This is a genomic window from Shewanella sp. 1CM18E (assembly GCF_023161665.1).
Classification (GTDB): Bacteria; Pseudomonadota; Gammaproteobacteria; order Enterobacterales; family Shewanellaceae; genus Shewanella.
Genome location: NZ_JALNTW010000019.1, coordinates 36,529 through 50,333, shown reverse-complemented (window position 1 = coordinate 50,333; position 13,805 = coordinate 36,529). Strand labels below are relative to the sequence as shown.

The following is a 13,805-nucleotide window of genomic DNA, read 5'->3' as shown; positions in this document are numbered from 1 at the left end:
TAGCGGCAACTCTTGCCACTAATTACAGTGTTTTTTGACAGTAATGTAATTGGTTATCGCGAATTATTTTCATGCTAGTTCGCGATTATCTTGCCATCCAATATGCCGCAATGTCATAGCAGCTGTAACTTTCAGTACAGCTTGTGCTATTCACTAGATTAAAGCATCTAACCTGAAGCGCCACCCCCAAGCTTGGGTCAATCGACCTTAATGATTGTATAATGTATACTCTTTGCTGTTTTGACTTACAGCCGACTAGCAAGGAGCGCTTTTGCCACACACTAAACCCGCCCAAGGTAAAATTAAAGTCATAAGTCCGCAAGCACAAGAAGAGCTATTAAATCAGTTTGCAGAGCGTTATGTTCGTTTAGCGTTAGCAGTCGGCCAGCACGATAGCTATTACGTTGATGCTTACTATGGTCCCGAGCAGTGGCAAAAAGAAACCTACTGGCAACCCATCTCTGAGCTACTGCAACTGCATAAATCTGGTGCAAGCGAGCTTACAGAAATCTTGCAAAAAGTCACGACAGAAGAACTGGTGATACGCGGACGCTTTCTTGAGCAGCAGTGGTCATCAATTGGGACCTATCTCACTATTTTACAAGGCAATAAGCTTAGCTTTAGTAGCGAAGCATCTGCTTTGTATGACACCCCTGTGACAGCTAGCCTCTTTGGCAAAGGTGAATTACATCATCAACAACTATTAGCTGAAATTGACCGGTTGGTGCCCGGTGAGGGCGCGCTGTCAGCGCGTTTTAATCAGTTTAAGTCTCAGTTTATTGTCCCCAAAGATAAGGCTGCGGCTGTTTTCAGTGCTGCGGTTGAGAAAGCACGAAATATTACCAATCTGCATATGCAGCTACCTGCACATGAGAGTTTTGAGATTGAATATGTAAACGATCAAGTGTGGACGGCTTATAACTGGTACAAAGGTAACTCACATAGCTTAATTCAGTTAAACCAAGATCAGCCGTTAGGCATTGAGAGGTATCTAGAACTTGCCTCTCACGAAGGTTATCCCGGACATCACGTATTTAACGTGTTGCAAGAGCAAAAGCTAGTGGATACTAAACAGTGGCTAGAGTACGCCATCTACCCTCTATATAGCCCGATTTCTTACTTATCAGAAGGCAGTGCCAATTACGCATTAAGTTTGATTATGTCAGATGAAGAAGTGCTGTCATTTGAGCGGGACGTATTGATGCCGTTGGCAGGACTAAGTGGTGATCTAGCTCTGTTTCATAATGTGCTAAAACTGGTCAAGCAGCTAACTTATTACGAAAACTACGTTTGTCAGCAGTTAACAGATAATTGTGTCGACTCAGATACAGCAGAGCAGATGTTGGTTGAAGGGGCGTTATTCCCAGAGTCGCGGGCAAAGCAACGGGTGCAGTTTTTTCTGCATAATCGAGCGTATGTGATTAATTACAACGTGGGTGAAGATGCTGTGGCTGCTTGGGTTGAAGCAAGAGCAAACAACCGAACTGATAAATGGACACGTTTCGAGGCCTTGTTATCTCGGCCTCTTAACGCGTCAGACCTACAGGTTTAATGCTGTAGGTCTGGTGGTGTAATTTAATGAGAATTACACTGGCTCATTAGGGTTGTGTTCAAATGTGCGACCTTGACGAGGTGCAGTCGATTTAGACTCTTTGAACATACTCTCAGTGAATGCCGTTTCTTTGAATTGTGATTCTTGAAACGCTTCACTATGAAACTCTTGGCTAGCTTGCTGCTTTTGAAAGCGTGCAAGTTGGCGCTTTAAAAATACTCGGCCAAATAGGCTTAATGCGATAAATGTTATTGCGCCAAATAGCAGTAAAAACGGCAGTGCAACCAGTGCTAGCGTCATAAAAGCTAAGCCGATAACGAATGCTAACCAGCCGCGAGTGCCTGAAAAGCGGTGTTGCATCGGATTGTGTTGAAATTGGCTATAAATCATATGTTCTCCCAAATATCTTGGTATCAGCTTACACGAATAAGATGAATGTAGACTGAATCATTTGTATCTATTCGTGTTGCTTGTTGCTACCTGATAATTATCTTGCCGACTATTTACGCTAAGATCACGTTAATAAAGCTTCATCTTACGTACGCAGCCCTATCTTTTATCAGCAGCCAATGCGTTAGCTACGCTCTCACAAATAATCTCTTTCACCCATCTGTGCCCCGGGTCATCGCTGTTACGCTCATGCCAAAGTAGTACATAAGCCAGTGGGATAAAATCAAATGGTAATACTAGCTCCACTAACGGGTATAGTTTTTGAGCATGTTTGGCAAAACTAGAAGGTAAGGTAAAGATTAGGTCGCTATGGGCACATACGCTAGCTGCGCCATAAAAATCTGGCACTATGGTGCTGAGCTGGCGGTGATGGCCAAGTTCAGCTAAGTGATAGTCTAATGCCCACCAGTCATTACCCTCACAGCGAACCTGCACGTGCGACATATCAAGGTAGATATCTAGATCCCAATGCCCAGCAGCAATGGTAGAGATAATTGGGTGATCTTGGCGTACTAAACACACTTGATGATCGGTAAATAGTGTTTGATGAGCTATCCCTTCAGGTAAGCGGTCCACTTGAAAAGCGGCTTGTGGGTGCAGCTCTCGCCCTGAAATCCCAAAGTCGATCTGCCCTTGCTGCAATGCCTGAATAGAGTGCTCGTTCCAAACAAAGCTTTCTAACTTCAAGTTAGGTGCGCGGTTGAGCAAAGTACCGATAAAATAAGGTATTAAGGTTTCATATGCGCTTTCAACCATAGCAAAAGCAAACTGGCGGGTACTGTTATGCGCTGTGAAGTTGGGCGGTAAGGTGAGTTGATATAAGCCTTGCAGGCTTTGCGGCAGCATTTTACCAAGCTGAACCGCATGGGCTGTGGGTTTTAGTCCGTGGGCGGTTCGTAAAAATAACGGATCACCTAAGGTTTCTCGTAAGCGGTTTAAACTTTTGCTTAAGGCTGATTGGCTCACGTGTAAGCGGCTTGCAGCTCGAGTAACACTCTCTTCCTCTATAAGTACCTGTAAAATAACTAACAAGTTAAGGTCGATGCGGGCTAGATTATCAAGTTTCAAAGATATTCCTCAGTGGAAATTCATTATGGAAATAATATCATTTCTGTTCATACCATAGATTGACTACTATAGCGCTGTTTTCCAAATACAGAGAAAGATAATGCGCCGCAGTTTGTTACCCATTTTATTGCCACTGGTGATTTTAAGTCCCCTGGCCATTGATATTTACCTTCCTTCTATGCCTGCGATGGCTGCTGAATTTTCCGTGTCTGCGAGTGAAATTCAATCAACGTTAGTGCTTTTCCTGTTTGCAATGGGTACTGGTCAGCTATTAATTGGCCCGCTTGCCGACCGTTATGGTCGTCGCCCTGTTGCCTTAGGCGGTATTGTTTTTTACATCATTAGCAGTGCGCTTGCTGCAATTGCAGCAGAGTTTCATTGGTTGCAGATTGCTCGTGTGATGCAAGGCTTGGCGGCATGCTCGACTTCAATTGTGGTGTTCAGTGCGGTAAGAGACTGTTTCTCGCCTAAAGAGGGCGCACGTTATTACAGTTACCTAAACGGCATGATCTGCATTATTCCGGCACTTGCACCGACTCTGGGCGGTATGTTGGCACTGCAGTTTGGCTGGCGATCTAATTTCATCTTTATGGCGTTATATGGCTTGCTCGTTTTGGCGCTAGTGGTTTTACGGTTACCAGAAACTCGTCCACAAAATACGTCAAGTGATGGCCCATTATACCGCTGGGCGCGCTATAAGCCGGTTATTTCTGATCCACACTTTGTGTTCTATGCCCTTGCATGTATGGCGGGTATGGCAGCAATTATTAGCTACGTATCCTACGCTCCGGTTTGGTTGATTGGTCATCTTGGTGTGTCAGAGTTGGTATTTAGCGGCTTATTTGGTTTAAACGCTGCAGTTAATATCATTGCTTGTTTCACTGCACCGCTAGTGATTAAAAAGCTGGGTAACCGACCAACCGTTATAACTGCTCTAGTATTGATGCTGGCCTCTGCGTTATCACAGGTTGCAGTGCAAGTATTTGGTCCGCAAGCAGGACTGGTGGCAGCTTATAGCTACATGCTACCTATGATGTTGCTTTGTATTGGTTTTGCTTTATTACTTGGGCCTGCAACCAGCATGGCGCTGTCAGCTTTTGGTGAAAGAGCGGGTACTGCAACTGCAATGTTAGGTTTCATTCAAATGAGTGGCGCATCTTTGTTGGCGGCATTAGTGCAGCAAACAAGTTTGCCTGCACCATACGCAGTAGCGCTATTGATGGGCGGTTTGACTAGCCTACTGCTCGTGGTAATGGCAATGCCAAAGTTAGATCACTGGCATCAAGAGCAGCACGCTTACTAAGCGCTATCTGCTCTCAATGATTCACCCTAAGCCTGCATAGATTAACCACCTATGTGGGCTTTTTATTATGACCAAGAGGTGTTTCCATATTATTTATTTTGTTGGTCAGCTAAACTTTGCTGATCATCATTTGTTATTTTTTAGAGGTTTTGTGTCTCGTCCCAACTGCCCAAATTGCCATTACCCGCACAATGCGTGTTTGTGCGCCAGCATTGAACCTATGCAGGTCAAACCTACGCTGATTATTTTGCAAGATCCCAGTGAAGTAGGGCATGCCAAAAATAGTGTGCGTTTATTAGAGTTGGTTATTAAAGACACCCAAGTCGTTGTTGGTGAGAATGCTGATGATTTTGCTGAGCTTCGTGCGCAACTAGCGCAGGCAAATAAGCCTGTATATTTAGTTTATCCGTCAGACACCAGCGTCTGCGCCAATCAGACGCAAGTGGAACAAGATGTGATATTGCTGTTTCTTGATGGCACTTGGCGTAAGGCCTACAAGTTGTTGCAGTTAAATCCTTGGCTGCAGGCTTATCCGGCGCTGCATCTTGATTTAGATTCGGCCTCTAATTACACCATTCGTAAAGCGAGTCGCAGTGATAGCTTATCAACGTTAGAAGCGGCGGCCATGATGCTCAAAGCGATTGATAATAACCACAATGTCACGCCATTAACTAATGCACTAAATGCTATGGTTGAGCAGCGATTAGCCTCTATGCCAGCAGAGGTTAGAGCGAGATATCGTTAGTTTTTAAAGCTGATATTTTTAGTGGTAATACGCCAATAAAGTGGTTAAGCTCGGGTGCAAATATTGATGTGTGCTTTTGTGATTTAGAATGGTTTTTCCTAGAAGAAATCTCGTTGTAATCACGCTAATTTCATCTTAAATAAGCTCTAATACGTTTATCGCCTTTAGGTGATAAACGTGGCTACGCCGGCACGAGCTTTTGCAGGGAGCGACACTGAATAATCTATTCAGCGTGCTTGGCGTAGCTACTTTATTAAGCGAGGTGGCGCTTGCTTACACTATCTATGACTTCGCTAAATACTTGCGCTGAAAAGCGCTGTGCTTTTGCTGGCTTACCAAAATAAAAACCTTGCCCCATACCTCTACCCATAGATAGAAGAGTATCTCTTTGGTGTTGGTTTTCGATGCCTTCAACAATAAAGTCTATACCTAAAGTTTGCGCGAGTTGAATTATGGCGCGGCATAGGTTTTGCCCTTGTATACTATCGACTTGCTGTACAAAGCCCGAGTCTATTTTCAGCACATCAATAGGCAAACTTGCTATTCTGCTTAAGGAAGAAAGCCCTGCGCCAAAATCATCAATCGCGATACTAATACCCATTGCTTTAAGCTGGCCTAATACCTTGCTAATCAGTGCCGGGCGACGTATCAAAGCACTTTCCGTTATTTCTATTACTAAGGCGCTTGCAGGTAGGTGAGTTCTGGCCAGTGTATTTTCTACCATGCTGATAAAGTCAGGGTGCTCAAGTTGGGAACCCGATATATTGACGCTAATTTTTAGCTCTGGATTATAGTTTTGATGCCATTCAACCATTTGTAGACAAGCTTGCTCAAATGCCCATTGGCCAACACTTATCATAGAGCCGGTTTCTTCAAGTAGTGGCAAAAAGTCGCGTGCCTCTAGCATCTCACCGTTAGCGCGCTGCCAGCGCAGTAGCGCTTCAACACCAATGGTAGCATTTGACTCAAGATCAACCACACTTTGATATACCAAACTAAATTGTCTTAGGCTTTGAGCATGGCGCAAATCATTCAAAATATGTAGTTTTCTCTCTGCCGCTTCACGAATGGTTGTATTGTAAAAGCGAATATGGCTTGGGCTATTCTTTGCTGAGTACATAGCGGTATCGGCCATGCTTAATAGCTTATTCGGCTCAGCACTTTGTTGTGGAAACAGAGAAATGCCGATACTCGTACCAAGGTAGAATTTTTGGCCGTTGATCTCAAATGGCGCCTCGAATAACGACAATACCAGTTCAGAGAAAGCTTCAATTTCTTCTCTATTCTGGCAGTGTGGTAATACCAAAGTAAATTCATCACCACCAAGGCGGGCAATTTCAGCATTTTCAATACAGCAGGTCTCTAAACGAGCTGCAACTAACTGCAATACTTTGTCGCCAGTTGAATGGCCAAAACTATCATTAATGTTCTTAAAGCCATTCAGGTCTAAAAACATTAACGCGCCCATCAGATCGGGTGAGTGCTTAATATTGGCTATGGCGGTATTTAAAATTTTAATCAGATGAAAGCGATTAGGTAGCCCAGTCAGTTTGTCGTACATAGCTTGCTGAGTGAGTTTAGCTTCAAGCGCCTTTTTCTCGCTAATATCGCTAAACAAGTTGACGTAAAACACCTGCTCGTCGGCAAAAATACGGCGACAACTTTGCCATGCTGGGAATGTTGAACCATCAGAACGCGCTTTCCAGACCTCACCTTGCCAGCTTCTTTTGTAAGTCGATGGCGAGCGAGAGTCGTCTAATTCAAGTTTTAGCTCGGTAGGCGTTTTTCCCAGTAGGTGTTCAGCACTAAAGCCACAAATTCGGCACATAGCCTTATTCACCGCTAAGATCAGGCTGTTTTCATCTGTGATATAAACGGCCTCAGCGCTGTCCTCGAGGGTAATCGACATCAGCTCTTTGGGTAAACTTTCAAAGCCATTACTGATGGTTACCCGGCTGCGTTTACGTCTGTCCATCGGCTGAAATGCGGCGATAATCACCGGCTTTTCATCGAGCTGTGCAGGATAGAAAGACAGCATGGTTGGTAACTCTTTACCTTGCTGACTCATGTGTAGCCAAGTAAAAGAGACTGTTTCGCCTTTAGTTGCCTGCTTAAGCATTTGCTGACCATACTCTACGCTGCTTTTCCCAGACGACTGAATGCGGGGAGAGAAATCAAAAGGCGTAGCATGGAGGAAGTTTTGTTCTTGGCTCTCAAAATAATTGAGTGCAGGCAAGTTAGCAGCAACAAAATGTTGCCCTTGAATAATTGCTAATGCAGTTGCATCAGAAGGTTGTTGCCAGAGTTTGAGTTGCTCAACTAATGTGGGGTCAGTGGCCGTTACACGTGAGTATAATTTGGACCACATTAAAACGCTCATACTCTCTTCCCTTTTGGCATGACATTATTCAAGGTTGAATGTTGATGATAAAATTATCGATTAAATAGATTTTTTGTCATATACCGTCAAAAGTACATTTATTTGACGCTTTGTACAATTAAGATGTAACAAAATTGAATCTAGAGAACATTTACGCCAAAAAGAGTGATAATTTCCGCAATATCTGCCGCGTATTTGGTGAAAAAAAGCAGTTAATTATTGCGTCGGATCATTCCGCTCAACACAGCTGCTATGGCATTCGAGTTATTTTTGTCTCGCAAGATAAAAGCTCAACCTGATTGTTAATGAGTTTGTTAGAATATTCACTGATACAAGTTGCTTATAAAAAGGATTGAAGCTGCTATGACAACATTTGGATTAATACACCGCATTATGGCTGCCATAACATTGGCCAGTTGCTGCTTTTTAGTCAATGCAGGCGAGCCTGAGCTGAAAAGAGCTAACTCCTTGTCTGAACAGGCTGACGATATTAAGCAAAAAGTTGAGCAAGAACAGTTACAAAAGGCACGTGATGCAGCAATGCAAACCCAAGAGCGAGAGAAAAAGGTATTAAAACGCCAAGAATCCGGGGAGTGGGAAAGCGAGCAAAAACAAAAAGCCCAACAGCAATTTAAGCAACGTGAGTCACGAGAGCAAAAGTATCTGCGTGAAGCGCAAGAAGCGGCAAATAAAGAGCGGAAGATCCCCAAGCCATAATGACCGTTTATTTAGGCTTAGAGCCGCGATTTAAAACCTATTTTAGTTATTGCAGGAATAATCATTGAGTACATGCCCGTTGTGCCAGCAGCCAGAGCTGCAGCTTTTTCACCAAGATAAATTTAGAGACTATATGCGCTGCCAGCATTGCGCCTTGGTCAGCGTACCGAATAAATTTCTGCTTAATGCTGCAGATGAAAAAGCGATTTACGATCAGCACCAAAACGATGCCAATGATCTAGGTTATCGCAAGTTTTTATCACGAGCGTTAGATCCGGTATTGGCGCGAGTCGATAAAAATGCCAGTGGACTCGATTTTGGCTGTGGCCCTGGGCCGACCATAAGTGTAATGGCTGCTGAGCAAGGTTTTGAGATCAGCAATTACGATCTTTACTACTTTAACCAGCCTGAAAAATTGGCCAAGCAATATGACTTCATCACCATGACCGAGGTGATTGAGCACGTGGCTGATGCCCAAGCACTATTAACTCGTCTCGATAGTTTATTAAAGCCTGGGTCGATACTGCTGGTGATGACCAAGCGAGTCACTGATGTCACAGCATTTAGCAAATGGCATTACAAAAATGATTTAACCCATATTAATTTCTATTCAACAGACACCTTTGAGTGGATTGCACAGCAATATGGTTGGGCGCTAGAAGTGCTAGGTAATGATGTTGTGCTATTTACCAAACGCTAAAAGCATATAGCACTGTCGTCTTGTGGCTACAACTTGCTATAGTCGGTGGCAAAATATGAACAAAGGAATGAGCAGTATGAAAGCAATATTATCGGCATTCATCTATGGCATGTTGTTTTGCTTAAGTGTTTTGCTATCGGGGACAACTTGGGCTGCAACTGAGGCCATTTCGTTTTTAACTAAGACCGAGGCCGCCTCAGTGTTAACTCAAGAAGACGACTTTGTTCGTGGCATTAGCCCGTTTGATATGGCGTCTCGTATGAAGCGCGCCGATGACCCAAGTAAAACTGAATATCTGGCGTTTGTGGCGACCCAAACCTTAGATTGGAGCGACGCTGAGAAAGCGGCGGTAAACCAAGCTTACCAGCAAATATTACCGCAATTAACGGCGCTGAAGGTTGATTTGCCCAAGCCTATCGAGTTGATTAAGACCACAGGCCTAGAAGAGGGCGGTGCAGCTTATACTCGTGGCCAAGCGATTATCTTGCAGCAGAAGCAGATTGCCAATGAAGCGGGCTTACCCGGATTAGTCGCCCATGAATTACTGCACATTTTTTCTCGCCATAATCCCGATATAAAGCAAAAACTGTATCAAGCCATTGGTTTTTATCCTGTGGGAGAAATTAGTTTCCCAACACCACTTAAGCGACAAAAGATCACTAATCCAGATGCACCAGTAAATGACTTTGCCATTCGAGTCAGCTACCAAGACAAATTAGTGTGGGCCGTGCCTATTCTTTACTCTGCAGAGCCGCAATATAGCCTAGAAAAAGGCGGCGAGTTCTTTGATTATCTTGAGTTTAATTTTGTGATTGTGGGTGACTCAGAACAAGCGAGCACCAATATCTATGATGCTAACAATCCGCAAATTGTTAAGGTGTCCGAGCTTAAGGGCTTCTTTAAACAGATTGGTCGTAACACCAACTACATTATTCACCCAGAAGAGATTATTGCAGAAAACTTCTCGTTGTTAATGACCCAAGAAACTGAGCTGAAATCGCCACAGTTATTACAGAAAATTGAGCAGGTTTTTCTACAGCAATAAATACAGTACAAAAAAGCCACTCTGCAATTGATTACTGAGTGGCTTTTTTATGCAAGATAATATCGGTTAGCTATTTAAATGATGCAACACCACTTTTTGCACTAGCGCTTCTGTTTCTTGCTCCTCGGTATCGAGCACAAAACCGTACTGAGCTAAACCTGATTGTGGCTCGAGCTCTTGCTGATTTTTTAAGGTAACAGCAATCGTCAGTATTTCGTCATCGAGCTCAACATTCAACTTGAATTGGCTATCAATAATAAAATTACTTCTGGCTTCTGCGGCAAATGCGCCACCTTTAATAGAGATATCTTTTAAGAATCCACTGGCAATCACTTCGCTCGAATCAATCGCCGTTAAACTGGCTTTAATGTTAATCGGTACCCGTGAATGCTGCCTTAGCGATACAGTTTGTAGTTCGCGCGGGTAAGTAATAATGAGCCAGCGTCCGGTTGAGCTCACTACTTGTTGAATGGTGCTTCTGAAGGCCAAGATATTGGCATCATGCTCATCGCTTTTTACTACTCGAATGACCACGCTTTGCCGTTCACGCAGAAACGAAGTGGCGCCTTGCCAGGCTTTGTCATTACCTAAGGATAAAATCACCGCACGGCCGGGATCGACACCAATTAAGCGACTACGCAGGCGTATGGTTTGCGTGGGAGTGAGTAACTGCAAATGCACTTCGGTATTGCAGTTGAGCGAGTCTAATGTTTTGAAGTCCTTTTCTGATGGCATACGGCGGCCTAACTTTCAATGAATTAGCATTTGAAACTAGCATAAAACAACGGCTAACTAAAATTCCATTACGGCTTTGTTACTACTTGTTTACCTTAGGTTACAAATATTTGTGTCGTTAATTTGATTTTGTCGCTGATTTGCTTTTTGATGGACGCGGATTTCATCGCGAAATCTTATTGTAAGAACAGTATTTATCGAAGTTATACCTAGGCTGTCGTGCTTTCTAGAAACGTAAAAACTAGATAGGACGGCAGTGCTCAAACAAGGAGCGAATAATGAAGCGCTATACCAAGGCATTGTTTATGTCTCTTGGCTTGCTAATGGCAATGCCGATGGCTCACGCCACTAAAGCTGAAGATATTCAAAGTTTTACTTTGGATAACGGCATGAAAATTATGGTGTTAGAAGACAGTTCTATCCCTAATGCCAATATGTACTTATTCTGGAAAGTTGGCTCCCGTAATGAAGTGCCTGGGATCACCGGTATTTCGCATTTTTTCGAACATATGATGTTCAACGGTTCTAAAAAATACGGCCCTAAGATGTTCGACCGTACAATGGAAGCCGCTGGTGGTGCTAACAATGCATACACAACAGAAAACCTCACCGTGTATACCGACTGGTTCCCCGCCAACGCCCTTGAAACCATTTTTGATCTTGAAGCTGATCGCATCGAAAATCTCGATATTAATGAGCAGATGGTAGAGAGCGAGCGCGGCGTTGTTGCATCAGAGCGCTTAACCGGGCTTGAAAACTCAAACTGGCGAGTGATCCAAGAAGAATTAAAAGGCGCAGCCTTTAGAGCGCATCCATATAGCTGGTCGGTGATTGGCCATGAATCAGATATTGCCGCTTGGACGCTAGATGATTTAACTCAATACCACAAAACTTACTATGCACCGAATAACGCAGTAGTGGTGATTGCTGGTGATGTAAAGCTGGCTGAAGTAAAAAAACTAGCCAATAAATACTTTGCGCCTATTCCAGCGCAAGCACCGCCAAGAGAAGTGAAAACCGTTGAGCCGCTGCAAAAAGGTGAGCGCCGCGTGTTTGTACAAAAAGCTTCTGTCAGCACTCCGAATGTGATGCTGGGCTACCATGTACCTGCTACCTCTAATAGTGACTATTATGCGCTGGATCTGTTGTCATCAATTTTAACCACAGGCAACAGCTCGCGCATGTATCAAGGCTTGGTCGACAAGCAAGTAGCCATTCAGGTTGATACCTATATGCCGATGTCGTTTGACCCTAACTTGTTCTATGTCATGGGCGTAGCTAATCCGGGCGTAACAGCGCCAGAGCTTGAAGATGCCATGCTCAGTGAAATTAAACGAGTAGCTCAAGAGGGTGTTACAGCTGCTGAGCTTGAAAAAGTGAAGAACATAAAGTTAATGGGCTTTTATCGCACCATGGAAACGATTAATGGTAAGGCGAATACCATAGGCACCTATGAGCTGTTTTTTGGTAGCTACGACAAACTATTTAATGCGCCGGAGCAATACAACAAAGTCACGCCAGAAGATATTCAGCGTGTAGCACAAACTTACTTAAAACGTTCAAATCGCACAGTCGCTGTGCTGGCTGCAGAAGAGGAGGCTGACCAATGAAAACATTAAATTCATCCCAAGGTGGGCTAACGTTTATGCAACCTAAACAGCTACTCACAGCCATTGCCGTTGCAGGCGCGTTAACCCTTTCAGGTTGCGCTGCAACTCAAGCACCAGCAACAGTCGATACGGGGAGTTTTAGTGTGCCTAGCTATCAGCAAGTCACGCTTTCTAATGGCTTAACCGTATATATGATGCCGCAACGTGAAGTGCCGCTAATCACTATTAATGCCACTGTACGAGCTGGTGCAGTAAACGACACCACCTCTGGCGTTGCCGAGCTAACAGCGGCAGGTCTTATGCTTGGCGCGGCAGGTAAAACTAAGCTGGAAATCGAGCAAGAGGTCGACTTTTTAGGGGCCAGCTTAAACAGCGGCGCAGGTAAAGAAGGCAGTTGTATTAGTAGTGACTTTATGGCGAAAGACGCCGATAAAATGCTGCCGCTGATTAAAGATGTATTAGTGACGCCAGACTTTGATGCTGGTGAATTTGATAAGCTGCGCCAGCGAGAAATTGCAGGATTATCACAAGCTAAAGAAAGCCCTCGCGCCGTGATTAATCGTTACTACGACAAGCTAGTTTTTGCTGATCACCCTTATGGCAACGCCACATCGGGTAATCGTGATTCACTAACTGAGTTAACGGTTAACCAGCTACGTGCTTTCCATAAGAGCTTTTACCAACCATCAAATACCGCTATTAGTGTTGTCGGGGATTTCGAGCCCGCAAAGATGCAGGCTAAGTTAGAAAGCTTATTCGCCGACTGGCAAGATTCTGAGCCAGCTGCACTTATAGACTTATCAAAAGGCTTACCTAAGTTAGATGCAGCGGATGTATTGCTAGTAGACAAGCCTGATGCCATTGAAACTACATTTTTGATTGGTGGCATGGGCATTAGCCGCGATAATCCAGACTTTGTAGGCTTAACCGTTATTAACACTATTTTAGGTGGCCGCTTTACCTCATGGCTTAACGATGAGCTACGAGTTAATGCCGGATTAACCTATGGCGCACGTTCAGGCTTCAGTACATATTCGGCGTCAGGTACCTTTAAAATCAGTACCTTTACCCAAACCGCTACCACTAAAGAAACCATAGATCTTGCGTTAAAAACCTATGCCAGACTTTGGGAACAAGGGTTAGATCAAGTCACCTTAGACTCAGCTAAGGCTTATGTAAAAGGGCAGTTTCCGCCTAAGTACGAAACCAGCGGTCAGCTAGCAGGTTTAATGTCTGACATGTACCTGTATGGTTTTGACGACGCTTTTATTAATGAGTTTCAAGCTAAGGTTGACGGCTTAACGTTAGAGGAATCGAAGCGTTTAATCGACACTTACTTCCCGAAAAACAACCTGCAGTTTGTGATTATTGGTAATGCAGCCAAAATCGCGCCAATTGCCAAAGAGCACGGCAAGGTGAAGCAAGTGAATATGACTGACGTGGGCTTTGGTGGCTAACTACCTTTAGTGCTGCAATCGTGTCAGTGAACCCAGCAAAAAG

General features: G+C 44.0%; 12 protein-coding genes. 8 read left to right on the top strand and 4 right to left on the bottom strand.

Annotated elements, in window-relative coordinates:
• Positions 1 to 271 precede the first annotated feature (271 nt).
• On the top strand, positions 272 to 1,552 hold the full coding sequence (locus MSG37_RS18770) for a hypothetical protein (protein WP_248472195.1): 1,281 nt from the start codon (positions 272 to 274) through the stop codon (positions 1,550 to 1,552).
• Between the two features lie 33 nt (positions 1,553 to 1,585).
• Here MSG37_RS18770 and MSG37_RS18765 read toward each other — a convergent pair whose 3' ends face one another.
• Both MSG37_RS18765 and MSG37_RS18760 read right to left on the bottom strand, forming a co-directional pair.
• Positions 1,586 to 1,942: a hypothetical protein gene (locus MSG37_RS18765; RefSeq protein ID WP_248472194.1), complete on the bottom strand. Its 357-nt coding sequence runs from the start codon at positions 1,940 to 1,942 to the stop codon at positions 1,586 to 1,588.
• A gap of 159 nt (positions 1,943 to 2,101) precedes the next feature.
• Positions 2,102 to 3,070: a LysR substrate-binding domain-containing protein gene (locus tag MSG37_RS18760; RefSeq protein WP_248472193.1), complete on the bottom strand. Its 969-nt coding sequence runs from the start codon at positions 3,068 to 3,070 to the stop codon at positions 2,102 to 2,104.
• A 100-nt stretch (positions 3,071 to 3,170) separates the two neighbouring features.
• Here MSG37_RS18760 and MSG37_RS18755 point away from each other — a divergent pair, with 100 nt between their 5' ends.
• Together MSG37_RS18755 and MSG37_RS18750 are read left to right on the top strand one after the other, a co-directional pair.
• A complete protein-coding gene (locus MSG37_RS18755) occupies positions 3,171 to 4,373 on the top strand; it encodes a multidrug effflux MFS transporter (RefSeq protein ID WP_248472192.1) in 1,203 nt (400 codons plus the stop codon).
• 151 nt (positions 4,374 to 4,524) lie between these two features.
• The gene (locus MSG37_RS18750; RefSeq protein WP_248472227.1) at positions 4,525 to 5,118 is read left to right on the top strand and encodes a tRNA-uridine aminocarboxypropyltransferase; all 594 of its coding nucleotides are present in this window, start codon (positions 4,525 to 4,527) and stop codon (positions 5,116 to 5,118) included.
• 253 nt (positions 5,119 to 5,371) lie between these two features.
• Here the strand turns inward: MSG37_RS18750 and MSG37_RS18745 are convergent, their stop codons facing one another.
• Positions 5,372 to 7,498 (bottom strand): GGDEF domain-containing phosphodiesterase, encoded by a 2,127-nt coding sequence (locus tag MSG37_RS18745; RefSeq protein ID WP_248472191.1) that lies wholly within the window; start codon positions 7,496 to 7,498, stop codon positions 5,372 to 5,374.
• Between the two features lie 363 nt (positions 7,499 to 7,861).
• On the opposite strand from MSG37_RS18745, the gene MSG37_RS18740 reads away from it, so the two are divergent.
• The 3 genes from MSG37_RS18740 to MSG37_RS18730 all read left to right on the top strand — a co-directional run bounded on the left by MSG37_RS18740 (position 7,862) and on the right by MSG37_RS18730 (position 9,960).
• Entirely contained in the window at positions 7,862 to 8,215 is a 354-nt protein-coding gene (locus MSG37_RS18740) for a hypothetical protein (RefSeq protein WP_248472190.1), read from the top strand.
• Positions 8,216 to 8,279: 64 nt separating this feature from the next.
• A complete protein-coding gene (locus MSG37_RS18735; protein ID WP_248472189.1) occupies positions 8,280 to 8,915 on the top strand; it encodes a class I SAM-dependent methyltransferase in 636 nt (211 codons plus the stop codon).
• A 76-nt stretch (positions 8,916 to 8,991) separates the two neighbouring features.
• The gene (locus MSG37_RS18730; RefSeq protein WP_248472188.1) at positions 8,992 to 9,960 is read left to right on the top strand and encodes a hypothetical protein; all 969 of its coding nucleotides are present in this window, start codon (positions 8,992 to 8,994) and stop codon (positions 9,958 to 9,960) included.
• Positions 9,961 to 10,026: 66 nt separating this feature from the next.
• Here the strand turns inward: MSG37_RS18730 and MSG37_RS18725 are convergent, their stop codons facing one another.
• Entirely contained in the window at positions 10,027 to 10,695 is a 669-nt protein-coding gene (locus MSG37_RS18725; protein ID WP_248472187.1) for a flagellar brake domain-containing protein, read from the bottom strand.
• 278 nt (positions 10,696 to 10,973) lie between these two features.
• Between MSG37_RS18725 and MSG37_RS18720 the strand changes: the two genes are divergently transcribed.
• Entirely contained in the window at positions 10,974 to 12,305 is a 1,332-nt protein-coding gene (locus tag MSG37_RS18720) for a pitrilysin family protein (RefSeq protein ID WP_248472186.1), read from the top strand.
• Positions 12,302 to 13,762 (top strand): pitrilysin family protein, encoded by a 1,461-nt coding sequence (locus tag MSG37_RS18715; RefSeq protein WP_248472185.1) that lies wholly within the window; start codon positions 12,302 to 12,304, stop codon positions 13,760 to 13,762. The genes MSG37_RS18720 and MSG37_RS18715 overlap by 4 nt, the downstream gene beginning before the upstream one ends.
• The last annotated feature ends 43 nt before the right edge of the window (positions 13,763 to 13,805 follow it).

What these genes read in the sequence shown, in the direction of transcription:
- MSG37_RS18715 (WP_248472185.1), top strand. Translation starts at nt 12,302, where the DNA reads ATGAAAACATTAAATTCATCCCAAGGTGGGCTAACGTTTATGCAACCT.
- MSG37_RS18730 (WP_248472188.1), top strand. Translation starts at nt 8,992, where the DNA reads ATGAAAGCAATATTATCGGCATTCATCTATGGCATGTTGTTTTGCTTA.
- MSG37_RS18745 (WP_248472191.1), bottom strand. Translation starts at nt 7,498, where the DNA reads ATGAGCGTTTTAATGTGGTCCAAATTATACTCACGTGTAACGGCCACT.
- MSG37_RS18720 (WP_248472186.1), top strand. Translation starts at nt 10,974, where the DNA reads ATGAAGCGCTATACCAAGGCATTGTTTATGTCTCTTGGCTTGCTAATG.
- MSG37_RS18725 (WP_248472187.1), bottom strand. Translation starts at nt 10,695, where the DNA reads ATGCCATCAGAAAAGGACTTCAAAACATTAGACTCGCTCAACTGCAAT.
- MSG37_RS18755 (WP_248472192.1), top strand. Translation starts at nt 3,171, where the DNA reads ATGCGCCGCAGTTTGTTACCCATTTTATTGCCACTGGTGATTTTAAGT.
- MSG37_RS18740 (WP_248472190.1), top strand. Translation starts at nt 7,862, where the DNA reads ATGACAACATTTGGATTAATACACCGCATTATGGCTGCCATAACATTG.
- MSG37_RS18765 (WP_248472194.1), bottom strand. Translation starts at nt 1,942, where the DNA reads ATGATTTATAGCCAATTTCAACACAATCCGATGCAACACCGCTTTTCA.